The following is a 26,974-nucleotide window of genomic DNA, read 5'->3' as shown; positions in this document are numbered from 1 at the left end:
TTCTCAGGCACCCATAATGCGCTAGTGAATGGTTTCAACCCCATTTTGATCCAACGCTACTATTAGAAAGTAAAGCCTAACCAAACAAAAAAAAGTCCTTGCTCTCACACGGATTGTAAACCCACAGAGAACAAGAACTGAAACTGCTAAGAAACTTACCTGTAATTGTAACAACCTAATCTCAATTGCGTTTCACTCAACCACGTTCGAGTAGTCGCTATTTAATGGGTCAGGGTTGTCCATTCCACACCTTCAGGAAGCAGAGCTGCAATGCGGTCTTTGGCTTCCTTTTTGGTATACAATGCTTCATCAAGGATCGCCGCCGAACCTGAGTCACTGCTTGTCCGAATCAAACGTCCAAGACCTTGCTTCACACGAAGCAACATGTACGGAAGATCGATCTCTTCATAAGGAGAAGAGGATGCATTCCGTTTGGCATTGAACACAGGATCCTGCGGAGGATATGGAAGCGACCAGATCATCACGTTGGACAACGACGGTCCTGGCACATCCAAGCCCTCCCATAGGTTAACCGAACAGAGTACACTTTCCTCATCCTGCTGGAATGCTGCAATTAGATCGCTGATCTCCCGGTCTCCCTCATACATGAACCGCAATCCTTGCGCTTCAGGAACTTGAACGATATCCTGCTTAAACGTCCGCAGCTCTTCCATCGTACGGAATAGAATGAGTGCACGTCCCCCGCTTGCTTGGAGCAATGACACTGCGTCACGCAAACGATTTTCGTTTTCGGGGTGACCTGATGTTGCTTCATCCGCAATCTTCATCTGCATTTTATCCGCATAATCATATGGAGAAGCTACCGAGAATGATACAAAATCATCGATACCCAGACTGTCCGCCACATAACGGAATGAATTGTCCACGGATAATGTTGCTGAAGAGAACACAATTGGAATGCCCGTATTAAACACACGCTCATTCAGAATTTCCTTCACGGTACGTGGCATAATGGACAATGTCGTCTCATCCTCGTTCTCTTCCGCCCAGCAGATGTAGCCATCTTCCTTACGGAATAGAGATAACGCCGTCTGAATCATATCCAGATGTTCTTCCACGACACGCATCTGATAACCATCCAGCGAGAACAATCCACTCTCAAATACCAGTTCCTCGCCAATCGCATCCAGCACATTGGTCAGTCGTTCAATCTCACGTAGCAATGGCGGTTCTACCCGAACTTCCTTCCGTTCCGACCCGGGAATCGCCACCGTATACGTATCCAGCAGTCTGAACAATCGCTCACTACTCTCAATCGCCTCATCCACTCGCTCCGCAAGGGATTCACGAATCTCACCTTCAAGCAAACGAGTAACCAACTCTTCGAAGATACGATGTTTCAATTTGTAGCTCAGTGCGTTCAGAGCCGCCTCTTCCAGCAAATGCCCTTCATCAAATACAACCGAGCTATGATCCGGAAGCAGCGGCAATTGTCCTTCACGCTTGCGCGCTTCATAGGTCCACACATGCTCCATGTAATAATCATGGGAACAGATAATGATATCTTTGGAACGACGGTAATGATCGCGTGATAGCGTCAGGCCGCAACGTTGTCTTTTTGGACATACAAAACAATCCTGGAATGGATCCCAGTTGATTTTGTTCCACTGACGATCGTTCAAATGTGGGTATTGCTTCCGATCCCCATACGGATGGAATGCCTGAAGTGTTCCGGGAGAATTCACAAAGTCCGGTAGACTCTCGTGCACTTCTTCGATCACCTGCGCATCTTCGTCCGCGAATCGTACCGCACTTAATTTGTTCAAACATACATATTGATCAGGGGACTTACCTAGACGTGCGTCCACTTGCAGATCCAAATGCTCTGCCAGCTTCGCAATATCTCCACCTGGTTTCACGAGTTGTTCAATCAGGGATTCATCGGCACAAGCAATCACCGCTGGTTTCCCCGTATAACGTGCATAACAGACCGCATAGAGCAGATAGACTAACGTCTTCCCTGTTCCAACACCGGCCTCTGCCATAATTGTCTTTTTATCTCCATAGGCCCGTTCGAGCTGGTACGCCATAAAAATCTGTTCATCCCGCACCTCGAAACCGGACTCAGGCAAAATATCATAGAAAACATCGGCAACCCATTCTCCCAGACGGGATACAAAAGGTTCTGCCGGATCATACGCAAAAGGATAACGTTGTGTAGACAATCCTAGGTCAGCCTCCATTCTTATATAGGTGGTGCATTTTTATCTAAAAACCGTCCATAGGGCAAAAGTTAATTATCCCACACCATAGAGTGAGTGACAAGCCTTTTTTGGTAGATACAATGCATAGAACGAGCCAAAAGGGAAAATATATACAGGAATCCATCTTAAGGAAAGGCGGTGCTCCATGAATAACCATTCTTCACCATCCGAGCATTCCCCAGACAAGGCCTCGGACACATTAACAGATCGACAGGGTCATCCCATCACAGATAATCAGAATGTACGCACGGTTGGCAGCAGAGGACCCACAACGCTGGAGAACTATCACTTTCTTGAAAAGATTACACACTTCGACCGGGAACGCATCCCGGAACGGGTCGTACATGCCCGCGGTGCTGGCGCTCATGGTGTATTCGAAGCATATGGAACGGCAGGCAATGAACCGGTATCGAAATACACACGGGCACGCCTATTTCAGGAAAAAGGCAAAGAAACCCCTGTGTTCGTTCGCTTCTCAACCGTCATCCACGGCGGGCATTCTCCCGAGACGCTGCGTGATCCGCGCGGCTTTGCTGTCAAGTTTTACACGGAAGATGGCAACTGGGATCTCGTCGGTAACAATCTCAAAATCTTCTTTATTCGGGATCCACTCAAATTCCCGGACATGGTTCATGCTTTTAAACCCGATCCACTGACCAATGCACAAGATATGGAGCGTTTTTTCGATTTTGTGTCACTTAGTCCTGAGGCTACGCATATGGTGACGTTTCTCTTCTCCCCCTGGGGTATTCCGGCCAATTACCGGCAAATGCAAGGATCAGGTGTCAATACATACAAGTGGGTGAATGAGGAAGGTACTGGTGTGCTTATCAAATACCACTGGGAACCGCTGAAACAAGGTATACACAACCTGCTGCAAAAAGACGCCAGCGAGATTCAGGGTCAAGATTTCAATCATGCAACATTGGATCTGTACCATGCCATTGAACAAGGAGACTATCCCGAATGGGAACTGAACGTGCAAGTGATGGAAGATGGCGAGCATCCAGAGCTGGACTTCGATCCACTCGACCCGACCAAGCTATGGCCACAGGATCAATTTCCTTTTTTACCTGTAGGCAAAATGACGCTGAATCGCAATCCCGAGGATTATTTCAATGAAGTGGAACAAGCTGCGTTTGGCACAGGCGTTCTGGTGGATGGACTTGATTTCTCGGATGACAAGCTGCTGCAAGGCCGTACCTTCTCCTATTCGGATACGCAGCGTCATCGGGTGGGTGCAAATTATCTACAGTTGCCTGTGAATGCGCCGAAAAACCGGGTTGCCACCAATCAAAGCGGCGGACAGATGCAATATAAGGTGGATCGTGCACCGGGTCAAAATCCGCATGTGAACTATGAGCCTTCCTCGCTCGGCGGACTGAAGGAGGCTACTCCACGTGGTAAGGATCATGAGCCGTTAGTGGAAGGTAAACTGGTTCACGAGAAGATTGAGCGTACCAATGACTTTGGACAAGCCGGTGATACGTACCGAGCTTTCGAGGAGTGGGAGCGAGACGAGTTGATCAGCAACATGGTTGGTGCGTTGGCAAAATGCAAACCGGATATTCGGGAGCGTATGATCTCTCACTTTACCCAGGCGGATCGTGACTACGGTCGGCGTGTAGCTGAAGGACTGGCATCTGTATCAACAGACGATAGTACAGCGGTACAACCCAAGCGTGAACCCAGTGTGGAGGAAGCGAAGCAACGCGGTCGGGAGACGGACGGGTATTAAGATTTGTTTGCTTTTGAGATGATGTACTTTAGACGATGCACTGTTGGATGGTCTGCTATGAAAATGTTATGCTTCATTGCCTTGAACTTGGAATGAAGTCATGAGTTAGCTTAAGCGGTGAATCTGCATGGCTGTGCTCGTTTTTTTGAAAGTATGCCCGATAGTATGGTTGCTTCTCGCAGCCTCTATTGGGCTTTTTTATTTTCCAATGCTTATCCTCTATTTGGTGCTCGATATATTGGGATGGGGAGAATCGATTATGTGCTTATGTTGAATGGATTGTTGTATTGAGTTGCACTTGGGGCAGGTTGAATGGAGTGGATTATGAGTAAGTGTTGTGCCGTTAGGGCAGTGAAACTGGGTTATTTTATGTTCATTTCGGACGATTCACCGTTAAAATAAGGCGATTAGCCAACAAGCGGATTACATGCAGCCTTTGAAACTTGAGCATTTGGACACAACCACGCCTGACCTGCCTGCATTTAACTCCATCTGATCAAATGATTATTGATGATAACGCTTACAACATTTACCATGAACCTGTGCCACACGGATGCCGTCCACTCATCGAATTGCTATTCCAATCCTTTTTACTGTATGGCATTCCGCATTATTCAACACTCATCTATTTATCCCAATTAACCAAGGAGGTCTATGTAATGAAATTATTCCCTTCCACTTCTACCCATGCATCTGCTCGATCGGAACGTTCCTTGAAATCGAAAATGGCTCATATCTGTCTGAGTGCCACATTTCCTCTATTATTGCTAGGTGGCGGATCAGTTGGTGCTGCGGAAGTGCTAGAGAATAGCTCATCTATCTCTTCTGAATCGGCTGTGGCTAATTCCAATATCACACTTGCTGCTGGGGATCTATATGTGTCACCTAACGGCTCAGCGAGCAATCCGGGAACGATCAACAGTCCGACTTCACTGGCTAACGCGCTAACCCAGATCGCTCCAGGCAAAACGATCTATTTGCGTGGAGGCACATACAGCTTCTCGGAAACCATTACCATTGAACGTGGTAATAACGGTACATCCTCCCAACGTAAAAATCTGGTGGCATATGGTTCAGAAAAACCTGTTTTTGATTTCTCCGCACAATCGTTTGCCTCAACGAATCGAGGATTACAAATGTTCGGCGACTATTGGTTCGTAAAAGGGCTGGAGGTTAAAGGTGCTGGAGATAACGGCATTTTCATCGGGGGCAGCTACAATCGTTTAGAACAAATCGAGGCTCACCATAACAGGGATACAGGTATCCAGATTGGTCGTTATGCTTCGACTGCAGCCAAAAGCGAATGGCCTTCTTATAACGAAGTCATCCGTTCCTATTCCCATAATAACTACGATCCAGATGATGGTGAAGATGCCGATGGTTTTGCCGCAAAATTAACAGTTGGTCCGGGTAACGTATTCGATGGCTGTATCGCCGCCTATAACGTAGACGATGGTTGGGATCTGTATAGCAAATCGGATACAGGCGCCATCGGCGTGGTCACGATCCGTAATAGTATCGCTTTCGCCAATGGAGCAACCGCAGATGGCACTTCAACCTCCAACAGCGATGGCAACGGCTTCAAACTCGGCGGTGAGAAGATCTCCGTGAACCACATTGTCGAGAATAGCATTGCCTTCAATAACAAAAAGCATGGCTTCACATATAACAGCAATCCAGGTTCAATCCAGATGAAAAATAACACGTCATGGAACAATGGACAGAGCAACTTCGCCTTCGATAAAGGCACCCACATCTTTACGAACAACCTATCCTTCCAAGGCGGCGCAAGCGACAAAACAAGCGGAACCGACGTCAGCAGCACCAATGTTTGGTGGAAAAACAAAAAAAGCGTTAACGACAAAGGTCTTCTCGCCAGCGCAGCCGACTTTGTCTCCCTCGTACCTTCGGTGACACGCGGTGCAGATGGCACACCTATCTTGGGTGATTTCCTGAAGCTTGCGAATGGCAGTGATCTGATTGGTTCGGGCACACCATCTGGGACGAATGTGGGAGCAAGATAAGTTTAATTTGGATTGGATTTGAATAGCAAATCCCCTTCGTCAGACCAGCTTGTAGCGTGGTTATGACCAAGGGGATTTTTGTTATGTATGTTATAGAGATTTTACAACAATCCACAGACTCTATCTAAACTCTAACTCATGCACCTCGATACTTTTTTTATTGATCCAGTCTATTGCTAAATCTGCTTCATCTTTTAGTATAACGCCTCGCTTGCACTTATACTGAAAATTCTCTTTTGCCCATAAGAGTATGATTTTTGTGAATTCTAAAGTCTCAAGTTTACATGTACTGTCCTCTTCATCATCTTCAGCAAAGATGTCATCAATGGTTGTAAAAATTTTATCAGATCTAATTATGTTCACATTTCCCCCACCCTCGTATAAAGTTGACTTTCCTGCTATTAAATCAAATAATTTTTCGATTTCTTCCTTCACAGTAGCAAAATCGCTAAAAATATCCGAACCCAGTGAATCACTAATCGAGTAGCCATTCTTTAAAGATGTATCCATACTGAAATCCAAAATAACTTCATTAAAATCTTCATTATATTCAGTTGTATACGTATATCTAATCATGTCGTTATCTCCATTCTTCTTAATACAATGGGTATGCTGATGTGATGTGATTTCCCTATTATTTGTATACATCAAAATACTTCCCATCTAGACAGCAAGCTCTTTCATCCATTGCCATTCCAGCGCCCATTGCTCTCTATTCCTTAATAGATCGCATACTCTGGCTTATTAAGAACATCTTGTTTTGCTTTGTTCAAAGTGATACTTCTTAAGCAGTACCATTAAAACCAAAACAGTAAGTCATTCAGGTCTCTCTTATGTTGCAACAAGCGAAAATAAAGACACCAAAAAAACAGGTTAATTAAGGTAGTGTCTGACCATAATTAACCTGCTTGATGTATCGGTAGAGCGTTATTTCGGCTATAAAATTAAATCATTTTATATGCTTACACCCGCGTTGACGAAATCTTTATACGGATATTACATGCGTTAATTGTGTTATTGGTTGAATGATGGATTCATTCGGCGCCAGATGTTTTTTTATGGAGATCCGTCACAAAATTAATCAATATCTCCATTATCAAGTGCATCTAAAGTTTCATCGCTTATATCAAGTGGCTCCCTTTCAACTCGATTTGCAAGCGAAAGAAGATCAGTAGAACCAGCTACATTTAAATAGCCAGACCTTATAAAGAAATGCCCCCCTCTTTCATATAGCTTTATTGCTGGCTCAAACAAATCTTTATTATCAATAGCAATTTGATTACCTTCATCAATGAGTGCGTTTAACTCTAAATAACTTTTTGCAATATCTCTAACATAACTATTGTCAATCTCCTTTAGTGTTTGTAAATCATCAACACTCGCTTGTGACTTAGTTATCGAATTTGAAATGATAATAAAAGGGTACCTACAGGGACCAGGATAACATTGGAGGAATATTGATGATCTTCTTAAGTATTCTTTACTCAAATGAACATGTGATCTTGCTTGTTTGTTTCCAATACAACTCCAATCTATTGCAGAGATACGCTTAACTGCCTGATTAAAATTTTCCATGAAGTATTCCGCTCCATCTTTAAGATTTTCATGGATCAAATATTATTTGGAAAAATAATTACAATGTTACTATATAATCTTTCATTTCAATCCCCTTGAGGGTTTAATTTGGACAATGTATTACATCAATTTGACCCGTTCTAGATTCGCTAAAAGTCTTCTGTCAATATATGACTCTGTTATCACTGAGAAGTCGTCAGAATTGTTGTGAAGCCCGTGGGACAGTATAAATTTTTCTCCATTATCCATAACCAGCTCGACACCAACTTCATTCTGTAATTCAGCAAGCAATGCATTCTGTGGGTCTCGCTTGATAATGTTTATCATCTTTATATTCTGCCCTACTATTTTATTCCAGTAAGAATTGCTGTATTGATTATCCAAAGCGCTAATTGTATAGAGATCAGTATCATTTTCGATAGGCTCTTCAGTTACATATCCTGTATCATCTCTTTCAACCCATATAACAACAGAATTCTGTGCTGGGTCACTCGCTGCTCCTACTACTAACCCTGATTGAAAATATAATAATACTGGCCCCGCAGTTAATGAGAAGACGTCTTCATGTGCTATCTCACATTGCTCCATTGCTTCACTACTTTCCCACCAGCTAAATCTTGTCAACTTGCTGAGTGTCTGATTCTTTAAAACTTCAAATAATTTAACTTTATCAGATGGGGTAGAACTTTTTTTATCGTCTGCATTCATCAAGAGTTTCCTCATTTCAATCTATTTTTTTCGCAGCCTTAATAAGTAGATCTATCATTCTTATATTTGTTTTTTAGCAATTAGGTCATTAATACTTTGTTGGTTTAATAAAGGCGACTCCCCAACTATTCTTATTTTACCATTCTGTAACCTTACTATGTCCTTGGAACCTTGAGCAAATCTGTCGAATAAAATTCCTGGGTTGTTCTCAACATCTACTGAAAGCTCATTAACGGTTGGAAAGCCTAGTTCATCTAATGACCATCCATTTTGCATAATTCTCTGAAACAGGTTTACCCGAAAATGGATTAATGCCGAGCTCAAACGCCTTAATGTGAAGTGCAGACTCCGTAAATGTCAGGGTTGGAGAATCGCTCACGAATCTCCTATTCAGAGGAACTGTCGCACTTGGCTTGACAATCCGTCAATTTGTTTTGTTCATCAAACACATAAATAGTTTCGCAACTAGGACAACGCCATATATTATTTCTTGGGTTAGGTAAGTCAACAATATCTGTAAGGTCTGTTATAATCTCATCCCACTCACGATCAGTGTAAGCCCAAATTGTTACATCATCTAGTGCTTGGCTATTTGAAAGTGTATATCCACATTAGAAATGATGCCATTTAACTCCATCTCCCTTTATTTTTAATAATAGAGCCATCATTCTGATAAATTTTTGGTGCATGGTGCCTTAGAGAAAACTTGTAAAACAACTTAAGCCACTATCACTGAATAAGTTGCGATTCTAAAAGCAAAAACAAAGATACAAAAAAACAGGTCAATTACGGTGGCATCTGACCATAATCAACCTGTTTGATGTATCGGTAAAGCGTTACTTAGGTTATAGAATTAAATCATTCTATGTGCCGTACATTCGTATTGACGAAATCTTTTTACAGGTATTACATTGGTTAGTTGTGTTATGGCTAAATGATGAATTTATTCGGGTCTGGGTAGCCCTTCCGACCTGTTCAGTGTGGTGAACGAGGTTTTATTCGTAGAAGCAACAATCCCTTCTTCTAAGTCCTTCCTTTTATCAACCGGAATATCATAGAATATATATCCCACAATCTCATCACCCTTATTTAATAGTAACTCAATATTTGGTAAAACTAATCTTTGCGTAATTTGTTCGATGCGTTCTAGCAGAAGAAATAGCTTATTATCACCATACATGACTTTAAAATCATCTTTTGAGTCTATGATCTTTTTACCGTTCCATATATCAACATCAATTATTGGATTTCCAACAGATTTAGGTATATCACTAACATTTGTTAGTTCTTTTGAAGAATATTCAATATCGTTGATAGATACTACTGTAATAGAAAATATTTTATTTGACTCGCTGTTCACTTTAACTTCAATGAAAGATGATTTGTTATTAAGTACCCTGTAATAAAATAACTCCTTTGATGAAATATCATTTAAAGGAAACTCAACGGTTATTGGTACGTAAAAGTCTGTCTCCAAATAAGATTTCATCTCATCTTGTGATATTCCTTGTAATTTCAGCATCTTCTTCCTCCCTGTTTAAGGTATATAAAGGGCATGTTTAATGACTGGTAATTGCCCAGCTTCCCTAGATGGACTAAATATTAATTCCCAATTGCTAACTACTATTGGTTCATTAAACTTGTATCCCTTTTTAGTAGCTTCTTTTACAGATGATTGAAAACTAGTTAATAATTGTTGTTCAGTTAACTTTTGTCCATGCGATATAGTTCTGGTTGAATACTCTACCATATGTTTAGTAGCATTTGGATTTACCCAATACTTTTCTCCATTCACTGATACTTCAAATGATTTAGGAATGTTTGTACCTGGATTATTAGGTTGTGTTCCTTTGATATTATCCCAAACGGTCCCAGTTTCACCATTCCCGCCATTAGCCGACCCTGCTTTTTCTGAACTCTTTCTCTTCGCCTTTTCGGCCTCCTCAATATATCCTTTCATCTTCTTTACGGAGGAATGGGAAGATGGCAAACGGAGAGGCCCTTGGCGGCCAGGTATGCTCCCACGAATCATTTGAAATCCCATAAAAATCTGTCCAGCCTTCAGACTTATAACCATCCATTTTGCATAATCCTCTGAAACAGGTCTACCCGAAAATGGATCAATACCGAGCTCAAATGCCTTAATCTGGAGTGCAAATATGTCCTCTCCAGGAGGTTCGACATTCACAGCTTGCATTTTATTAAAATCCAGATGTCCTTGATCCTTCTCATAAGCTTGTAGAGAGGCCTGATCCGCAACACCATTCTCATTGACAGGCAGCCACATCCACCTACCATAAAAATTAACATGAGCCATCCGGTAGCCTTTATCACCTGAGCCAGTACCACTTGAATTGGTCATCATAGCTGCTGCGCCAACAGCTCCAGCTGCACCACCGAGACTTACACTCTGAGCATCTGCATCCTCGAAACGTGTGGCGATGACCTTTAATTCCTTAGAGGTGTTGACCATACTCTCTAACGCCTTATCAAGTATAGGACCTGATCGCTCAAATTCATAGAAAAACCGCTCTTGTGTTGCCCCCGTCCACATCATTCGGACAAACATGATCTGCCTTGTTAGTTCACCACGTATCTGTTCTAACTGTTGTCTCGCCTGCTCCACCTGAGTCGATACGTGATGTAGCTGTTCAGGGGTGATTTTAATTGTACTCATACGATTCTCAACTCATTCAAAATAGGATTATCCCATGTTAGCAGAAGCTTGATCTTGTTTCATCCAGCATAACTCCTAAATTTATCCACCAAAAACTTATACTGAAGTCCTAGTACGAATCCCCCTTCATCCTATGTAGTTAAATTTTGAATTGTACGTGTCTAAAATACCGACGTTTAGACCTAGTTCTTTATATCCAGTTGCTCTTAATACTTGCTAGTATGATCTTATCTGAAGTTGAGTCGTTCTTCTCACTGAAGAAACGATTGCGGAGCCTATATCGCTCGTTATCCATCTTAACACTAAGGAGTTATAATCATTGAATTTAAACCTTATCAGGAATAGTTTAATGTTATGGCGCTACAGCTCAAACTCCACTTGCTTTTCATTTTACAAGTGGAGTTTATTTTTTTACCACATTTAATTAGTGAGAAAGTTGAATCAATTTCTTAACTCATTAAAACGATTTTTTATGTGACTAGATATAGACAAATCAAACCGTTTTGATCTGTATCTAACCTTGATTTAAGCAGCTAAAGGTATTATGAAATGGATTCAGTTATACATTTATTTCAAACCACAAATTAAGGAGCTACATTCCCCGTGTTGCTATTCTGTTCTACTTTAGTACCCGGTAACTGAATCATTGGCGTATTAGATCCACTTACATATGGTAGAGCCCCATCCCATTTCTTAATGGTTTCATATTCAACGAGTTGACTTGATAATGATTGTTGAAGTTCTTTATTTGCTTTGGCTTGACCTTCCGCTTCGATCAATAATTTATCTGCATTACCTTGTGCCTCGACGCGCTTGCGCTCTGCTTCTTTCTTCGCAATCTCAAGTTCAGTTGTCTTACGTTCCAGTTCTTGAGAAGCCTCGACACGCTTATCAATGGCTTCCTGAGTTTTCGCATCAGGTTGAGGAACACCTACGGTAACGTTTGATACAATAAAGCCTAATTCTTTCACATCATCAGAAAAACGTTGTTGCACGTCTACGCCTGCCTCGGATGACTTTTCACCATACACATCAATGACAGTAAACTTGGAAATACCTTTACGGGCTGCGTCACGGAAACGTGTTTTGAGATATGTATCCTCAATTTCTTGAATGCTTATGGGTCCAAATGTGTTGAAAATAGAAGATACTTTACTTGGTTCTACCTGGTAGTTGTAAGCAAAATCGATTGTGATGTTTTTCCCATCAGAAGTAGCAATCTGGATATCTCTGTATTCAACCGTTTGAATTCGAATCGGATATTTCGTCACTTTATCAAACGCTCCAACGAGTTTCCATCCTTGACTCAGTGTACTATCTTTTACCCCTCCGTTTGGTGAATACACGACCCCAACATAACCATTCGGAATTCGTGTGACAAAGAAGGTTACCAGCAATACGCCCACAATAATAACTAGTGCAACCGCAATGGCCCCTGCTCTAAACGTCTTTGAATTTTTCATCTGCATTCTCCTCTTGTTTGAATTTATCGTACTTTTTCAGAATTCTACTACCTATTTTATTGAATAGCGGGATCATTAATGCCCATAGAATAAATGCTAGGATTATTATTAAAATGATTCCCCCAATAAATGGCATGTTTGTCCTCCTCTCTTTGTATCCGGCGCAAACCTGATCTGTACGAAGAAACCCCATAGTTAAATTCATCTGCGCTTCATCTACATTCATTAAACACATCCACTTATATGTTACTTCCCCGTACATCTAATTAATAACAATAAGTTATATCCTTATTTATATATACTTTGTAAATACGTATTCGGTTTCACAATATCTAGCACTTCTTGTAGCTTTAGAACATTGAATAGGATTCGATCCAACTTATTTTAAGGCTTGTTAGCATCCATAATTGAACTATTTTAGGCAAATCAGCTTTAAAAATGGGTACACAAAAAAGAGCCATCCGTTTGATGGCATCTTCTAATACGAATTCTTTTTTCCTAGTTTTATCCAAACTTAATAACAGAATCCTCACCATATGTAAAGGAAAGCCCATGTATTTTAGTCTAATTTCTCTCTACGTGTAAGAATACATAAGTTCTCTCATCCGATAACGCTTCGGAAAAACTAAAGTCTAACCGATCAAAGCTTCTAACGTCCTTTAGATCTGTAACCTTACGTTCTGCCATATAACGTACCATCTCACCTCTGGCCATCTTAGCACGCGTTGCCTTCTCGACAAGCTTCCCTTCGACCATCTGTCCAAATACACATGTGATGAACTCTGTTTCCTCGCTCAGAAAAGGCGTGATGTTCTTGCTGTACTCTTTGGAAGCTAGATTCAGGATGCAGTTACTTTCCGATTGAAGCTGATCTGCCAATTTGCTGCCCCAGAATTGATAGAGCGACTTGAATCCTGGCCCCTGCAACTTGCCCTGCATTTCCAACCGATATGGCGTGACACCATCCAAAGGCCGTAACATACCATAAAAGCCGGATAAAATGCGTAAATGCTGCTCCAGATACGTCAGTTCCTCCTGTTGAAAAACACCAGGCGCCATATATTGATACTGAATTCCTTCATAGGCATAGATGGCTGGCGTAAGATTTGTCTTCAGATTCATATTCTGAATTCGCTCCACATTCTGCTCGGCGATAGCATCGTTACACTTCCACATTGATTTAAGTTCGTCGTAGGTTAATTTCTGAAGCAAACTCAGGAGTTGCTCAGTTTCGTTTATAAATTGGGGTAACTGCTTAGATGCCATCAGATCGGTATCGACCTTCATCTTTTTGGCTGGTGAAATAATCATTCGTATCATGGTGATCATCCTTAATCTGCTGTTGTTTTGTCGTTATTCATTGTACAGGATTGGACAGATGAATCCAATGATGAGGCAGATTAACTTTTACCCAGGTCTTCCTGCCCCTTGACCAAACTGGCTTTTAAGTCTACATTATCCTGAAGAATATTCGATTCTGATCAATCCGCGAGAGGAGGAGCTCTTATTACACAATCCTATGACGTCATTATCGTTGGAGCAGGCTCCATGGGGATGAGTGCAGGTTATTATCTGGCACGAAGCGGGCTAAAAACCCTGATGATTGATGCTTTTGATCCCCCACATACCGAAGGAAGCCATCATGGAGAGTCCCGATTAATTCGCCATGTCTACAGCGGAGGGCCTGATTACATCGCGTTGGCACTTCTTGCCCAGAATTTATGGCAAGAGCTAGAGGATACAACGGGCAACAATCTGCTTGTTCGTTCAGGGGTTATCAACCTGGTTAATCCAGAATTCCATTCGTTTCGCGACCGCTTGACTCATGCAGATGATGCCGGAGTCCGATATGAAATGCTGCGTGCAAATGAAGTGATGAAGCGCTGGTCAGGGATTACAATTCCTGAACATTATGAAGGCATGTATGAACCGGATGCTGGTTATCTGTTCAGTGAACGCTGCGTTCAGACTTATCGGCAAGCCGCAGAACAAGCAGGTGCCACCCTGCTAACGCATACCCTTGTGGAACATGTGGAATGCGGAGCTCAATCCGTATCCGTAAAAACCGCTGGAGGAGATACATATCACGCTAGTAAGCTCATACTTAGCACAGGTGCCTGGTTTCAGACATTGAAACCGTTTGTGAATCTTCCGATTCGAGCCGTTCGCAAAACGGTAGGATGGTTTGATGCGCCGGAAGCATTGTTCGGGGAAGAACATTTTCCTGGTTTCACTATATCCGAACAGGCTGGTGTCTATTATGGATTTCCCAGTATCGGCGGGGCTGGAGTGAAGATCGGCCGTCATGATACGGAACCTACATGGACGCCAGGAGAGCAACAGACACCATTCGGAGCGGAAGAAACAGACGAGGGTGAACTCCGGAGGCTGCTTGAGCTTCGAATGCCACTAGCGGCTGGCCAATTGAAGCGTGGCAGTGTATGCAAATACGAAATGACACCCGACGAGGACTTTATTATTGATCATCATCCGATGCATGAGCATGTTTGGCTTGCAGGCGGCTTCTCGGGTCACGGCTTCAAATTTGCAAGCGCAGTTGGCAAGATCCTGTCCGACTTAGTCCAGACAGGGCATACGGATCAGGATATTAGCAGGTTTGCCCTGTCCCGATTCTCCAAGACCGGCATCTAATCATAACTATAAATCCAAAAGACGTGCACGGACATCATCAATCATTATCGATTGGCGTCCTTGCACGTCTGTTTCATGAACACTTTTAATATCAAAAATTGATTTTAGTAATACTCACTCTCACCTTGTAAAGTCATGCTGCCCAATGGTCAGCAGTGTTGGTCTGCTCTTACTCCACAGCGAGGTGGCAATCTTCGGATTGTAATAATAGAGTGCACCATGCGTTGGATCAGCGCCGTTCAAGGCTTTACGTGCTGCTTTGTACGAGGTTGCCGTCGGCTTCTGATTGAACTGCCCATCGTCTACTGCTGTAAACTGACCTTTCTGGAATATAACCTTCGGAATCGACGAAGGGAATTCTCCCGAGTGTACCCGATTTAACACCACAGCTCCGACAGCTACCTGTCCTTCAAACGATTCCCCTCGCGCTTCCCCATGAATTAGCTTGGCGAGCTGGCGCAGTGTATTGCCTTCGGCTTTGACCTTATGGTTCAGTCTGTTCAGCGTTTTCGGGCCTGCCACACCATCGGCGCTCAGTCCTTGCGCCTGTTGGAATTCGCGGACAGCACTCTTCGTAATGGCACCGTAATACCCCGTCATTCCTGCGTCAAAGTAACCCAGATCGCTTAATTGCTCCTGCAATTGCAGCACATGTTCACTACGAACACCTTGTTCCAGTTTCTGCGCTCCCGCAGAAGGGGCTGCCACTGTAAGACCGAGAGCCATCGCGCAAGTACCGAGGAGCATACCAACCTTTCCTGCTCGTTTGTTCGTTTTTCTTCCCCTTTGATGGGTTACTTTGCGACTCACGGTTATAGAACCTCCACTCACGCTATGCTGTTGATTTATCATATTCTTTTCATTCATTTCACTCGTATGGTTCTTTTCAAAATTACGCTTTATCATGTCATTACCCTCCATTTTTCTGAATCCAGATCCCACTTCTTTCCCCTGAATCCTCACGGTTCGACATCCCGAGTGTCATTATAGGATATCACCCAAGGGGCGTCTATCGGACCGATGGAGCATGAAAAAATGAGTCTCGAACATAACAAAAAGAGGCATGAGCCCATGGTCGTATCAGGGTCACACCTCTTCTTGTATCAACCTTGTACCGCTTGTCCAGCCTGCATTTCCGTAGGCAGACAGACCCGCACAAAAGTTGCGCTTGAATTTAGGACGTTTCTCAAAACTCGCTGAAGTGCATCTTTTACCCCCTTTTCGCCCCCTCCTGCGTCAATTTCCCTTGACGTGCCCCGGCACGCCTGCTGAAAATTTCCTTGTTTGGAACGAAAATTCGGCAAAATCTAATCCTTCGGAGTTTTAAGACACGCCCTAATACAATTTACTCAGCCAGCTCTTGTCCCTTCGTTTCCCGACCCCAGAACAGCACAGCCGCTGCACCAATGAGGATGGTTACGAAGAAAATGGTGAAGATCAGGCTGATTGGAACTGCTCGCTGAACCAGCATACCGACCATGAATGGTGCAATGACGCCCCCAATCCGGCCTACCGATGTAGCTAGTCCAACGCCTGTTGAACGAACAGAGGTTGGGTACAATTCCGGGCTGTAAGCATACAGTCCGCCCCAAGCTCCCAAATTGAAGAATGACAGACAGATTCCTGCAGCCAGGATCGTTGCTTCCGTCGTTGCCAGCCCGAACGCAATAGCACTAATCGCGGTCAAGGTAAGATATACGACAAGCACGAATTTGCGACCATAACGTTCAATGAAGTACGCCGCGGTAAAGTATCCTGGCAACTGTGCAATCGTCATGATCAACACGTACTGGAAGCTTTTCACGAGCGTAAATCCTTTAGCCATAACTACAGAAGGTAGCCACAAGAACATGCCATAATAGGAGAAAATTACGGTAAACCACAAGATCCACAGCATCAACGTTGTACGGCGATGAGGTGCTGACCAGACAGTAGCCACTTTTTCGCGGAACGTGATTTTATGCAGCTTGGTATGATTCTTATACCGCGGTGGGTCTTGAATGGCACGGCGCAGATACAATGCATAGAACGCCGGAAGTGCTCCGATGGCAAAGGCAATTCGCCAGCCGTACTCTGGGATAACAAAGTTAGCAATGAGTGCCGATACAATCCAGCCACCTGCCCAGAAGCTCTCCAATAATACAACCGCACGCCCACGTTCTGCCGTAGGCATGGATTCCGATACCAATGTAGAGGCTACGGGCAGTTCTCCGCCAAGTCCAATCCCTGCAACCAGACGCAGTGCACACAGGACTGCAAATCCGGTAGCCAGAGCAGATAGACCGCTTGCAATCGTGAAGATTAAGAGCGTCCACATCAGAATAGCCTTACGTCCAAAACGGTCTGCAAGTGCACCTGCAAGCAAGGCACCTAACGCCATACCGATAGAGTTAATACTTGTTAACACGCCGACTTGTCCAGGGCTGAGACTCCATTCCTTGGCAAGTGCAGCCACGATGAAGGAGATCATGCCGACCTCCATCGCATCAAACAGCCAGCTCATGCCGGCGCTGAACAGCAGCTTGCGCTGCTTGGGATTCCGCAATACTTCCAGTTTGCTCATCACTCATAGCTCCCTTGATCTCTATGTAATCATTCTGACACACTAAACCATTATTATGCAGAATGATGCAGAAATCAATGCAAAATACGCAGATACGTTGATCTGTTCCTATAACCTTACCCTTTGAGTGAACCTGCTGTCAGACCTGCAACAAAATAACGCTGGAGCAGAAGGAACAACACAATCATTGGAATAGCTGTAATCATCACACCCGTGAGCATCATCGGATAATTGGTCACATATTCGCCGCGGAACTGCATTAGCGCGAGCGGTAACGTTAGCTTGGATTTACTTGTAAGCATGAGCATTGGAATCAGCAGGTCATTCCACACCATAACGAGTAGGAATGTTGCTGTTGCCGCGAGCGATGGTGCAGCAAGTGGTAACGCAATCTTGGTGTAAAGCCTCCACTCACTGGCTCCGTCCATACTGCCTGCTTCCAAGATCTCTGTGTTAAGCATACGCATGAAACCGGTCAACATAAATACCGAGACAGGCATCAGCATTGCAGCGGACACAATGATTAGCCCAGTCAGACTGTCCGACCATCCCAGTGTACGTGTTAGGGAATAAATCGGCAGCATACTCACCTGAGAAGGAACGATCAGACCTGCTACGAACAAAGCAAATACGATTTTGCCTACACTCCCGCCCCAGCGCACAATCGCGTATGCAATCATACTGCTTAGCAACAACTCAATTGCAACCGTACCTAACGTCACGACCAAGCTGTTTCCAAAATATTGCCACATCGGCTGGTTACGAAACATGCCAATGACGTTGTCCCACGTAAATGGATCAGGCCAGCTAAATGGACTGGTAAAAAAATTACTGCTTGTTTTGAACGAGGACACAAATACAAAGTACAGCGGCACAATGATGAGTAACGCGTACACCAATAGAATTAGTCGATTGAACCATTTTAAAACCATACGAACTCCCTTCTGCCTTAGATCTGCTTCAATCTCAATAGCTTACCCTGTCGGCGCGCAGTGCCTTGAACTGCAACAGCGTCAAAAGCGCGAGCAATACGAGGAAGATCATCGAACCGGCAGAAGCCAGACCAAATGAATAGCTGCCAAAGGCGGTATGATAGATATATGTCGTCAAAATTTCAGTTGCATAGTTCGGACCGCCGTCCGTCATTGTAAAAATGAGGTCAAACGCCTTAAATGATTGAATGGTGGTATATGCCACAACAATGGTTGCTGAAGGCGCAAGCAAAGGCCAAGTCACCGTGCGGAATACCTGCCACTTGCTGCCTCCATCCATTCGAGCTGCTTCGTACAACTCTGCTGGAATGCCCTGTAGACCTGCGATGAACACAATCATCATCTGTCCGGCATGAGCCCAGACCTGTACTGCAGCGATAGAATAGATCGCAATCTTGGGATCACCGATCCAGTTACGAGCTATACTGCTCATACCCGCCTCATTCAAGCCATAGTTGATCAATCCAATGGATGGGTCATACATAAATGCCCAGATTAGTCCGACCGATACAGATGACAGAATGGTAGGCAAGAAATACAACGCCCGAAGCACAATACGTGTCTTTGTATTACGAACCAAGAGCAAGGCAAGTACAAGTGAAATAAACGTTTGAGCGATAACTACCGTTAACATGAATTCAACGTTGTTGCCAAAGGCTTTGCGAAATACGATGCTGCTGAGACTGTCCTTATAATTATCCAGCCCTACAAATGCATACGACGGGGATACCCCGTCCCAATCCGTAAAGGAGTAGAACAGCCCCGTCAATGTAGGAAATACGAACAATCCAACGTACAGCAGCAACCCAGGTAATAGAAACAGGGATAGCTGAATACGATTTTTCATCGTTTATTTCCCGATATGCTGATCAATGATCGCCTGCGCCTGCTGCGCTGCTTCTTCTGGCGAAGTACCGCTTAGTACAGCCTGGATGGAGTTTGTAACAGCCTTCTGGTTATCTCCATTCAGGATGGTGAACCGTGGCTGGAACACGGTCTTTTTGCTTGCCCATTCTCCGGCAACTTGAAGCTCAGGTGTATCGTATTTTACATCATTAACCGTTACATTCTGTCCGGTCTGGTTAGCATACTCGCTAGCGACTTCCGGTTTGCTCAAGAACTCGATGAACTTCTTCGCTTCTTCCGGATGCTTCGACTTGCTATTCACCGCAAGCATAAATGTGGTGGTGTGCACCCCTTCATACTTCGCCTGATCGGCACTTACTGTAATTGGTGCAAGCAATTTTTGCTCCAGATTCGGGTTTTGCAGCTTGTTCTGAGCAAGTTGATATGATCCACTTGCGAGCATTGCTGCTTTTTCCTGAATAAACAACGCTCCTGCCGCAGGGTCTTTCGTACCCAGTGCATCCTGCTGGAAGTATCCTTTATCGTTCAGTTCTTTGATCTGAGTCAACGTTTTCACCCAGAACTCATCCGTCAGTTTAGCTTCGCCTGCTTCTACTTTGGTAAAAATGTCGTCACTCGGCGCATTGTTCATGACCATCGTGTTCATGAATTGGCCTGGGCCAATGTCCGCTCCGGCAAAAGCAATTGGAATGATGCCATTGTCTTTCAGCTTCTGGCACAGTGCCAGGAAACCTTCCCAATCCGTCGGTGGTGTTAAACCATATTGTTCAAACAGCTTCACATTATAGATAGGATCGTTATACACGAGTTGATACGGAATTGCATATTGCTTGCCATCATGTTGCCCTGCTTCTATCAGCTTCGAATTAAAAGCAGACAAGAATGATGCTCCCGTCAGGTCTGTGAACAATCCAGCTTTGGTGAAGGCTTCGAATTGGGCACCCGGGAAGGATGCAAAGACATCCCCGACCGAACCATCACTGATTTTGGATTGTACGGTGGATTGATACTGATCCGAAGGCAATGTCTGCATTTCTACCTCGATGTTTGGATTTTCCTTTTCAAACGCGTCGATGGTCTTATTCAATGCTTCTACATCTTCTCCACGCCAGTGGATGAAGCTGATTTTCACTTTCCCTGAACCTGAACCCGAGGAATCATTCTCTCCGGATGCCGCGTTATCTCCGCCGCCGCAAGCCGACAGCAGGATGGACATGACCAGCATACTGATAAGGGGCAGGATATACTTTTTCTTATTTTTCATTAAATACGACCTCCTGAAGGATGATTAATGTAAGTTCTACGAATGTTTCACACTGGGCACTCCGAGTGCAGTACCATCTTCCGATCGCTGTTATCCCCAGATTTCTCTGAATCATTTCTTTTAATGGTTAAAATCCGGGGATAAAGGCGAGCGCTACGCTTCTTCAGATCGGTTCTGCCCTCTCCGTTAAAGTGTAAAAAAGTTAACTTACTTAGTTGGTAGTAACGGAGTGCTGCTTTTGTCTTGTTTTCCATTGGTCTCGAATGATTGGCATAACTGTCCGCCCGAAGATTTCGGCTTCTTCCAGATGTGGATACCCGGAGAGAATAAAGGTGGTCACACCTATATCTCCATATTCCATCAAGCGTTCTGCAACCTGTTCAGCTGTGCCCACGATAAGGATTGCACCGCCGGAGCGTACGACAGACAAGCCCGTCCACAGGTTAGGACCCACAACAAATTGTTGTTTCTCCGATAGTTCCCGCAGCTCATTTTGTCTACGCTGGTTGGTAGCATCCGTCTCGGCAAAGGCTGCTTTGGCCTTCTCGATTGCCTCTGGCGGTACTTTACTAATAATCTCCCAAGCGGCGGCCCATGCTTCTTCTTCCGTATCCCGAATGAGCACTTGCGCACGCATGCCGTAACGCATCTGACGATCTTGTCCTGTTTCCGCTTTAACCTGCTCACGAATGACCTCGATCTCTTCGATCTGCTCTTGGATCCAGTCATGGGGTTCGCCCCACATGAGGAATGTATCCGCATGCTCCACAGCAACTCGCTTCGCAATCGGGGAGCTTCCTCCCAAATAGAATGGTGGATGAGGTTTCTGTACCGTTTCTGGCATGCCTACTGGACCTTTGAAGGTATAGTGTTGCCCGTTAAACTCTGGATATGGATCACTGGACGCATCCGCATTCGATTGTGCGCCGCTACCTGCGAATTCAGTCAGATTGAGTCCTGTGGACTGGGTCCACGAACGCTTCATGACTTCCATATACTCGCTTGCGCGTACATACCGCTCATCATGTGCATGTGCCAGCGGATCACCCAGCTCTTCCAGATCTCGAACCGAGCTACCTGTAACCACATTCATCATGGCGCGGCCTCCCGAGAGCTGATCCAGCGCCGCACCCATGCGTGCAGCAAGAACAGGTGTAACCAGGCCCGGGCGAATAGCGACAAGGGGACGCAATGTCTTGGTATGGCTCATCACAGCCGAGCCGACAACCCACGCATCCAGACAGGCTCCCCCTGTTGGGATAAGCACGAATTCGAACCCTGCCGTCTCCGCCGTCTGTGCTACCTGAACCAGATAATCCAGACTCGGCGCTCGCTCTGGTTCAACTCCTACATACTTACCATCCCCTGCTGTTGGCAAAAACCATCCAAACTTCATCTCTTCCTGTTCGCTCACCAAAGTCATTCCCTTCTATGGATAAATTGCTCTAAAAATGTTCCACTTAAGCACTTCGGTGACAGAAAACCTTTCGAGCCCTCTTGTCCCCAGGTTTTTTCCATGCCCTTTTAAAGGGGAAACCCGGTGACAAAGGCGCACGCTTCGCTTCTTCAGGTCTTTTCTGTCTCCTACGTTGTCGTGTCATTCTTTAAATTAAATTTATTAGGTGTACATAAGCTCCAAATACCGATTAATTAACTTGGTTTAATAGGTATGGACATCATATCAATTGATTTGTCTGTGATCAATGTCATTTCGCGGCAATTTTATTTTGTCATTTTGTGGTCTTTTCTCAGAATTAGGTCTTGTTGATCTTGAATATGTATAAAACCCACCTGTATAATAGGTTATAAGTGAACCTTTTCGATCGTATCTACAATACTTATATATTAAAGAGGTGTTCCCGATGACCGAGAGCATGAAGGAGGACCACCACGAGTTTTTGGATATTATTTTTTTCACTCCATCTGAATTCGAGAAAGCCGGTGGCGCCTGGCCGATTCGTATCGGCCGCAATCTAGCCAAGAGCAACTATCATATTGGCCCTCGCACCACACCTTATCATTATTTGCTGTTTGTGTTAGAGGGGGAAGGTACGTTTATTCAGAATGGGCAACATCATGCCTTGCGAGCACGAGATGCGTTCTGTCTATTTCCGCATGTCACTCACGAGTACTGGACCACCCCTGAGAACACATTGCAGAAAATATTTATCGCCTTTGACGGCTCACATGCGGCTGAACTGCTCTCCCGGATCGGTCTGACTCCAGACTCGCCTTATCGTTCAGGTGTGTTAACACCAGAGACAGCTAGTGCAATGCGTGCATTTATGGAGGATGTTCGCAAACCGCAGGATGGAGCAAGTGATCTAGGGCGACTTACTCGATTTCTAAGCCTATTTGACCGAATTGCACGTTCTCCGGCGACCAAAGGATTACAGCCAGACTCAGCCACTCCCTGGCTCCAGAAGGGCAAGGAGTATATGGATATCCATTTTGCTGGCGGCATTACAGTTGAAGGCGTGTCCGCTCATGCCGGTGTGGATCGAACCCATTTTGCCAAACAATTCCGCAGAGCGTACGGTCTCTCTCCCGTCCAGTATATTCAGCAATTAAAAATGGATCAGGCTAAGCGTTTACTTGTGCAGACCCCGCTAAGCTTAACTGAAGTGGCTCATTCCGTCGGTTACCCCGACTTGTTCTCCTTCTCCAAAGCGTTCAAAAAACAGGTCGGTCTGCCCCCCAACCGTTATCGGACAACGGAGAGCAGCAAAGAATAGACCGGAGCACATTCCACCTTACGTTCTAAGCCGCCTATGCTATGATGCCGATCTCTTCGTCTTCGCTAAGCCGACTTAACCGGCTAGGAATGAACTCTTGACCATCTATGGCATCTGTTGCGATTATCTTTTACCACTCATAACAACAAGAAAGGCAAGTCCCCTTTATCCCAGGACTTGCCTTCCTTGTTCACTTCACTTGTTCATTTCATATCGTCTGCGCGTTGTAAGGTTCCACTGATTCTCGATCCTCATAACGGTCATTCCTATTTCCGCTCATCATCCTTGCGCGCAAGCGGAATGCCGTTCTTCTTCGCATACCATGCTTCATAATGATGCACGGCAACACCTGCAAAGGAAGAATGAGAGGAGCCAAGTTTGAATACCTTCTCCATTTCCTCATCCATATTGCTGATTGGTTTACGGAAAAAGGTCAGGTGATCGCCCTCATGCGTATCGGCCAACTCTGCTCCGATCCAAACTTTCTTGCCTAGCTCGTCCGCCTCGTCCAGTTCCTCCTTGGACAGATCGTACATCTGCTGCCCACTGTCGCGATACGCCATGATAGCTACTGCATCGAAGTGAGAAATGACCCAGTGACTGAACGTGCCTTCATTCCCAGATGACTGACGGGCATCCAGCCAGAACGGAATGGCAGCGCTCATGTACAATCCTGCATCCTCTCCCGCTTCCGTCCAGGCCTTCATGTTATCTTGCCACTCTGCAATGACACGGCTCTCCTCATTCTCCCACCGTTTCAGTTGATACGGCTCGACATCCAGTTGGATACCTTCAAAACGTTCATTCTTGGCGGAAGCTGCATTATATGCTCGCACTCGCTCAATAAAAGCCAGTCCTTCTTCCCGTTTCTCCGTATAAGCCCAATCCGCATGACCGTTCAGAGCGTGTACCTCAATCTCCGCCACCTTCGCAGCAGCGATAAATTTGCGGTACGTATCATCGGATACTTCATCCTGTATTTGCAGGAAGATCACATTCACACCCTGCTCTTTGGAAAATGAGATAATTTCCGGTGTCTGCTCTGCAATAATGGAAGCGTCCCACAGCCAAGTCGCTTTGCGTTCCTCATGAGAGAACCACTTGAGCAGCCAGGGCAGAAGCAGAAGGCAAAATATTAGCGCCAGAAGTACCCATTTTGCCTTCACCGGAACCTGCCTCCATCGTTTCATTGGATTCCTCAGACGAGCAACGCTTCACTTGGTTCAAGCACGGGGTGTTGTACCGAGTGACCAATCTTATAAATATGAGGCTGCGTATATGTGCGGAATGCATTACGTGTATCAAGAATTGGTACACCGAGCTCCGAAATTTCACGATATGGAAGATCCTTATGATTGGTAATCAGCACGATGCAATCGTATGATTTGAACTGTTCCAGATTGAATGCTTCGCTGTGTACAGTCTCGCCATGTTTGTCCAAGAATGAATCAGCATACGGATCGTAGTAGCTTACATTGGCTCCACTTTCCTTAAACAATTCGTATACTTCCAGTCCTGGGGACTCACGCAGATCCGCAATATTCGGCTTGTAGGACATACCAAGCAGCAATATATTGGAATTGCGAACAGACTTGGCGTATTCGTTCAGAATCGTTGACGTTTTATTCAGAACATAATATGGCATATTGTCATTCGTCGATTGTGCCAACTCAATGAATTTGCTGTAGAAACGGAAACCTTTTGCTTTCCATGACAGATACATTGGATCCAGCGGAATGCAGTGACCACCGATGCCTGGACCCGGATAGAATGGCATGAAGCCAAACGGTTTGGTTGCAGCTGCATCAATGACTTCCCAGATGTCGATGCCCATGCGATCACACATCATCGCCATTTCATTCACGAAGGCGATATTCACGCTGCGGAATGTATTTTCAAGCAGTTTGGACATCTCCGCTACTTTTGGTGAAGATACAGGTACAACCGTTTGCACATATTTACCATACAACGCCGTTCCTAGCTTAAGGCAAGCTTCGGTGGTGCCTCCAATAACCTTAGGCGTATTAAACGTAGTGAATCGTCCGTTGGACGGGTCAACCCGCTCTGGCGAGAAGCAGAGGAAGTAGTCTTTGCCTGCTTCATGTCCGATTTTGTCCAGCTTCTGTTGAATCAGTTCTTCCGTAGTTCCCGGATAGGTTGTGCTTTCCAGCGTAATCAGCATACCTGGTTTCATGTGCAGTTTAATCTGATCAACTACCGTCTCAATGTACGATGTATCCGGATCTTGGTTCTCGCTCAGCGGTGTTGGCACACAGATGCTCAACGCATCGATGACACGCAGCATACTATAATCTGTCGTTGGTTGGAAACGACCCGTCTCCATCACTTTTTTCAATTCCTCAGAGGAAATGTCATGAATATATGAATCCCCATGATAGATACTCTCTACCTTAGAAGCATCGAGATCAATTCCGATGACCGTGAAGCCTTGATTGACCATTTCTACAGCAAGTGGAAGCCCTACATAACCGAGCCCAACTACGCCGAGTACCGCTTCTTTATTTTCAATCGCATTTAATAATGAGTGGAAATGTTGATTATGCATGATAGTCCCTCCAACAATGATTTTGATTTTGTGTGATATTTGTTCTTTTTGTCTATCGTTATCTCTTTGGCATTTGCATAAATTCACAACTATTTAGTGCAGGCACCGCCGAATACGAGCATCCAGCTCTACAGGTGAGAACGGTTTGGTCATATAATCATCAACCCCGCTACGGAAGCATTGGCTGATCGTTTGCTCCACACGCTGCTCCGTCAGAACGACGATTTTGGGCGGCTGCTCTATCTCTAACTTCTGGATATGATGGATGAACGGCAAGCCGTCAATGCCATACAGGTTCAATTCAGTCAGTACCAGATCCGGTGTCACTTTCTCGATAAGCTCCAGTGCAGCCAGACCATCTACAGCTTCATACGTTTCGTAGCCTTGCATCTTCAATCGCAATTGCAGAAACTCACGCACGGTTGGATCATTATCTACAATCAAAATACGTTCCGGATCTGTTGATGTCTTGTCCAGCGTATAGATATGAATCTCAGATGAATCTACCAGCTTCGAGGATTCAGCCATATGCTGAATGGTCGCCTGCGAAGGACGATCCTTATCCGTGAAGCTAGCCAGTGTAATCTGTGGATCGGCACCAGGTACCGTTTCCTGCAGCTCATGCTTGATCCGAAGTCCTGCATAGTGAATCTCATCCAAGGTTAATCTCGGCAATAGAACCGCAATCGTCTGCGTAGCTCCATCCTTCCACAACTGAAAATCATAATCATGCGTCTGTTCCAAATGTGTTCGGATCTGCTGCTCTGGCTGAATATTCCCTGCACAGTGGATGAACATTAAACCGCATGTTCCGGCACCCGTTTCCTTCAACCCTTGCTCTACACTTCGATACACATTGACCGCAGTCTCACGCTGCAATGTTGCCGTATTTGGCATGTTCTTTTCCACCCTTCTCCTTCAGTTA

23 protein-coding genes are annotated in these 26,974 nt (G+C 44.7%); 4 read left to right on the top strand and 19 right to left on the bottom strand.

Going from position 1 to position 26,974, the window contains the following annotated elements; translation table 11 throughout:
* Window positions 1-221: 221 nt before the first annotated feature.
* Window positions 222-2,204, bottom strand: coding sequence for an ATP-dependent DNA helicase (locus tag M3636_RS03645; RefSeq protein WP_251381299.1), 1,983 nt, complete (start codon window positions 2,202-2,204; stop codon window positions 222-224).
* A gap of 166 nt (window positions 2,205-2,370) precedes the next feature.
* Between M3636_RS03645 and M3636_RS03640 the strand changes: the two genes are divergently transcribed.
* A complete protein-coding gene (locus M3636_RS03640) occupies window positions 2,371-3,963 on the top strand; it encodes a catalase (RefSeq protein WP_251381298.1) in 1,593 nt (530 codons plus the stop codon).
* A gap of 659 nt (window positions 3,964-4,622) precedes the next feature.
* On the top strand, window positions 4,623-5,987 hold the full coding sequence (locus M3636_RS03635) for a right-handed parallel beta-helix repeat-containing protein (RefSeq protein WP_251381297.1): 1,365 nt from the start codon (window positions 4,623-4,625) through the stop codon (window positions 5,985-5,987).
* A gap of 120 nt (window positions 5,988-6,107) precedes the next feature.
* Here the strand turns inward: M3636_RS03635 and M3636_RS03630 are convergent, their stop codons facing one another.
* From M3636_RS03630 to yaaA, 9 genes are all read right to left on the bottom strand, one after another.
* Window positions 6,108-6,563 carry a hypothetical protein gene (locus tag M3636_RS03630; protein WP_251381296.1) on the bottom strand — a complete coding sequence of 152 codons (456 nt, stop codon included), beginning with the start codon at window positions 6,561-6,563 and terminating at the stop codon, window positions 6,108-6,110.
* 501 nt (window positions 6,564-7,064) lie between these two features.
* Window positions 7,065-7,562 carry a hypothetical protein gene (locus M3636_RS03625; protein WP_251381295.1) on the bottom strand — a complete coding sequence of 166 codons (498 nt, stop codon included), beginning with the start codon at window positions 7,560-7,562 and terminating at the stop codon, window positions 7,065-7,067.
* Between the two features lie 120 nt (window positions 7,563-7,682).
* Window positions 7,683-8,270: a hypothetical protein gene (locus tag M3636_RS03620; protein WP_251381294.1), complete on the bottom strand. Its 588-nt coding sequence runs from the start codon at window positions 8,268-8,270 to the stop codon at window positions 7,683-7,685.
* A gap of 60 nt (window positions 8,271-8,330) precedes the next feature.
* Window positions 8,331-8,546 (bottom strand): hypothetical protein, encoded by a 216-nt coding sequence (locus tag M3636_RS29940; RefSeq protein ID WP_483311499.1) that lies wholly within the window; start codon window positions 8,544-8,546, stop codon window positions 8,331-8,333.
* Between the two features lie 667 nt (window positions 8,547-9,213).
* Window positions 9,214-9,792: a hypothetical protein gene (locus tag M3636_RS03615; protein WP_145408423.1), complete on the bottom strand. Its 579-nt coding sequence runs from the start codon at window positions 9,790-9,792 to the stop codon at window positions 9,214-9,216.
* Between the two features lie 15 nt (window positions 9,793-9,807).
* A complete protein-coding gene (locus tag M3636_RS03610; protein ID WP_251381293.1) occupies window positions 9,808-10,947 on the bottom strand; it encodes a WXG100 family type VII secretion target in 1,140 nt (379 codons plus the stop codon).
* Window positions 10,948-11,531: 584 nt separating this feature from the next.
* Window positions 11,532-12,410, bottom strand: a complete 879-nt coding sequence (locus M3636_RS03605) for a prohibitin family protein (RefSeq protein WP_128102684.1) — start codon at window positions 12,408-12,410, stop codon at window positions 11,532-11,534.
* Window positions 12,388-12,636, bottom strand: a complete 249-nt coding sequence (locus M3636_RS03600; protein WP_251381292.1) for a hypothetical protein — start codon at window positions 12,634-12,636, stop codon at window positions 12,388-12,390. Before M3636_RS03600 ends, M3636_RS03605 begins: the two co-directional genes overlap by 23 nt.
* Window positions 12,637-12,974: 338 nt before the next feature.
* Window positions 12,975-13,730 carry a peroxide stress protein YaaA gene (gene yaaA / locus M3636_RS03595; RefSeq protein WP_251381291.1) on the bottom strand — a complete coding sequence of 252 codons (756 nt, stop codon included), beginning with the start codon at window positions 13,728-13,730 and terminating at the stop codon, window positions 12,975-12,977.
* Between the two features lie 186 nt (window positions 13,731-13,916).
* Between yaaA and solA the strand changes: the two genes are divergently transcribed.
* On the top strand, window positions 13,917-15,062 hold the full coding sequence (solA, locus tag M3636_RS03590) for an N-methyl-L-tryptophan oxidase (protein WP_353056283.1): 1,146 nt from the start codon (window positions 13,917-13,919) through the stop codon (window positions 15,060-15,062).
* Between the two features lie 120 nt (window positions 15,063-15,182).
* Here the strand turns inward: solA and M3636_RS03585 are convergent, their stop codons facing one another.
* The 6 genes from M3636_RS03585 to M3636_RS03560 form a co-directional block, all read right to left on the bottom strand.
* A complete protein-coding gene (locus M3636_RS03585; RefSeq protein ID WP_128104514.1) occupies window positions 15,183-15,809 on the bottom strand; it encodes a cell wall hydrolase in 627 nt (208 codons plus the stop codon).
* A gap of 598 nt (window positions 15,810-16,407) precedes the next feature.
* Window positions 16,408-17,625: an MFS transporter gene (locus M3636_RS03580; RefSeq protein WP_056696420.1), complete on the bottom strand. Its 1,218-nt coding sequence runs from the start codon at window positions 17,623-17,625 to the stop codon at window positions 16,408-16,410.
* A 116-nt stretch (window positions 17,626-17,741) separates the two neighbouring features.
* Window positions 17,742-18,557: a carbohydrate ABC transporter permease gene (locus tag M3636_RS03575; protein WP_128102687.1), complete on the bottom strand. Its 816-nt coding sequence runs from the start codon at window positions 18,555-18,557 to the stop codon at window positions 17,742-17,744.
* A gap of 34 nt (window positions 18,558-18,591) precedes the next feature.
* On the bottom strand, window positions 18,592-19,464 hold the full coding sequence (locus M3636_RS03570; protein WP_174715302.1) for a carbohydrate ABC transporter permease: 873 nt from the start codon (window positions 19,462-19,464) through the stop codon (window positions 18,592-18,594).
* A 3-nt stretch (window positions 19,465-19,467) separates the two neighbouring features.
* Window positions 19,468-20,748, bottom strand: coding sequence for an ABC transporter substrate-binding protein (locus tag M3636_RS03565; protein WP_145408426.1), 1,281 nt, complete (start codon window positions 20,746-20,748; stop codon window positions 19,468-19,470).
* A gap of 211 nt (window positions 20,749-20,959) precedes the next feature.
* A complete protein-coding gene (locus M3636_RS03560; RefSeq protein WP_251381288.1) occupies window positions 20,960-22,171 on the bottom strand; it encodes an LLM class flavin-dependent oxidoreductase in 1,212 nt (403 codons plus the stop codon).
* Window positions 22,172-22,610: 439 nt separating this feature from the next.
* Here M3636_RS03560 and M3636_RS03555 point away from each other — a divergent pair, with 439 nt between their 5' ends.
* Window positions 22,611-23,483, top strand: coding sequence for a helix-turn-helix transcriptional regulator (locus M3636_RS03555; protein ID WP_128102690.1), 873 nt, complete (start codon window positions 22,611-22,613; stop codon window positions 23,481-23,483).
* Between the two features lie 266 nt (window positions 23,484-23,749).
* On the opposite strand, the gene M3636_RS03550 is transcribed toward M3636_RS03555, so the two are convergent.
* The 3 genes from M3636_RS03550 to M3636_RS03540 all read right to left on the bottom strand — a co-directional run bounded on the left by M3636_RS03550 (window position 23,750) and on the right by M3636_RS03540 (window position 26,946).
* Complete coding sequence (locus M3636_RS03550) at window positions 23,750-24,649, bottom strand: hypothetical protein (protein WP_251381287.1); 900 nt, start codon at window positions 24,647-24,649, stop codon at window positions 23,750-23,752.
* 32 nt (window positions 24,650-24,681) lie between these two features.
* On the bottom strand, window positions 24,682-26,049 hold the full coding sequence (locus M3636_RS03545) for a nucleotide sugar dehydrogenase (protein ID WP_128102692.1): 1,368 nt from the start codon (window positions 26,047-26,049) through the stop codon (window positions 24,682-24,684).
* 93 nt (window positions 26,050-26,142) lie between these two features.
* Window positions 26,143-26,946 carry a response regulator transcription factor gene (locus tag M3636_RS03540; protein WP_128102693.1) on the bottom strand — a complete coding sequence of 268 codons (804 nt, stop codon included), beginning with the start codon at window positions 26,944-26,946 and terminating at the stop codon, window positions 26,143-26,145.
* Window positions 26,947-26,974 lie beyond the last annotated feature (28 nt).

The sequence above is a fragment of the Paenibacillus sp. MER 99-2 genome, from assembly GCF_023714095.1.
Taxonomy (GTDB): Bacteria; Bacillota; Bacilli; order Paenibacillales; family Paenibacillaceae; genus Paenibacillus.
The sequence above is the reverse complement of the archived record's forward strand: the minus strand, read 5'-3'. Positions and strand labels throughout refer to the sequence as shown.

Coding starts and splice junctions, on each gene's coding strand:
- M3636_RS03645 (WP_251381299.1), bottom strand. CDS start 2,204: ATGGAGGCTGACCTAGGATTGTCTACACAACGTTATCCTTTTGCGTAT.
- M3636_RS03640 (WP_251381298.1), top strand. CDS start 2,371: ATGAATAACCATTCTTCACCATCCGAGCATTCCCCAGACAAGGCCTCG.
- M3636_RS03635 (WP_251381297.1), top strand. CDS start 4,623: ATGAAATTATTCCCTTCCACTTCTACCCATGCATCTGCTCGATCGGAA.
- M3636_RS03630 (WP_251381296.1), bottom strand. CDS start 6,563: ATGATTAGATATACGTATACAACTGAATATAATGAAGATTTTAATGAA.
- M3636_RS03625 (WP_251381295.1), bottom strand. CDS start 7,562: ATGGAAAATTTTAATCAGGCAGTTAAGCGTATCTCTGCAATAGATTGG.
- M3636_RS03620 (WP_251381294.1), bottom strand. CDS start 8,270: ATGAATGCAGACGATAAAAAAAGTTCTACCCCATCTGATAAAGTTAAA.
- M3636_RS29940 (WP_483311499.1), bottom strand. CDS start 8,546: ATGCAAAATGGATGGTCATTAGATGAACTAGGCTTTCCAACCGTTAAT.
- M3636_RS03615 (WP_145408423.1), bottom strand. CDS start 9,792: ATGCTGAAATTACAAGGAATATCACAAGATGAGATGAAATCTTATTTG.
- M3636_RS03610 (WP_251381293.1), bottom strand. CDS start 10,947: ATGAGTACAATTAAAATCACCCCTGAACAGCTACATCACGTATCGACT.
- M3636_RS03605 (WP_128102684.1), bottom strand. CDS start 12,410: ATGAAAAATTCAAAGACGTTTAGAGCAGGGGCCATTGCGGTTGCACTA.
- M3636_RS03600 (WP_251381292.1), bottom strand. CDS start 12,636: ATGAATGTAGATGAAGCGCAGATGAATTTAACTATGGGGTTTCTTCGT.
- yaaA (WP_251381291.1), bottom strand. CDS start 13,730: ATGATACGAATGATTATTTCACCAGCCAAAAAGATGAAGGTCGATACC.
- M3636_RS03585 (WP_128104514.1), bottom strand. CDS start 15,809: ATGCTCCTCGGTACTTGCGCGATGGCTCTCGGTCTTACAGTGGCAGCC.
- M3636_RS03580 (WP_056696420.1), bottom strand. CDS start 17,625: ATGAGCAAACTGGAAGTATTGCGGAATCCCAAGCAGCGCAAGCTGCTG.
- M3636_RS03575 (WP_128102687.1), bottom strand. CDS start 18,557: ATGGTTTTAAAATGGTTCAATCGACTAATTCTATTGGTGTACGCGTTA.
- M3636_RS03570 (WP_174715302.1), bottom strand. CDS start 19,464: ATGAAAAATCGTATTCAGCTATCCCTGTTTCTATTACCTGGGTTGCTG.
- M3636_RS03565 (WP_145408426.1), bottom strand. CDS start 20,748: ATGAAAAATAAGAAAAAGTATATCCTGCCCCTTATCAGTATGCTGGTC.
- M3636_RS03560 (WP_251381288.1), bottom strand. CDS start 22,171: ATGACTTTGGTGAGCGAACAGGAAGAGATGAAGTTTGGATGGTTTTTG.
- M3636_RS03555 (WP_128102690.1), top strand. CDS start 22,611: ATGACCGAGAGCATGAAGGAGGACCACCACGAGTTTTTGGATATTATT.
- M3636_RS03545 (WP_128102692.1), bottom strand. CDS start 26,049: ATGCATAATCAACATTTCCACTCATTATTAAATGCGATTGAAAATAAA.
- M3636_RS03540 (WP_128102693.1), bottom strand. CDS start 26,946: ATGCCAAATACGGCAACATTGCAGCGTGAGACTGCGGTCAATGTGTAT.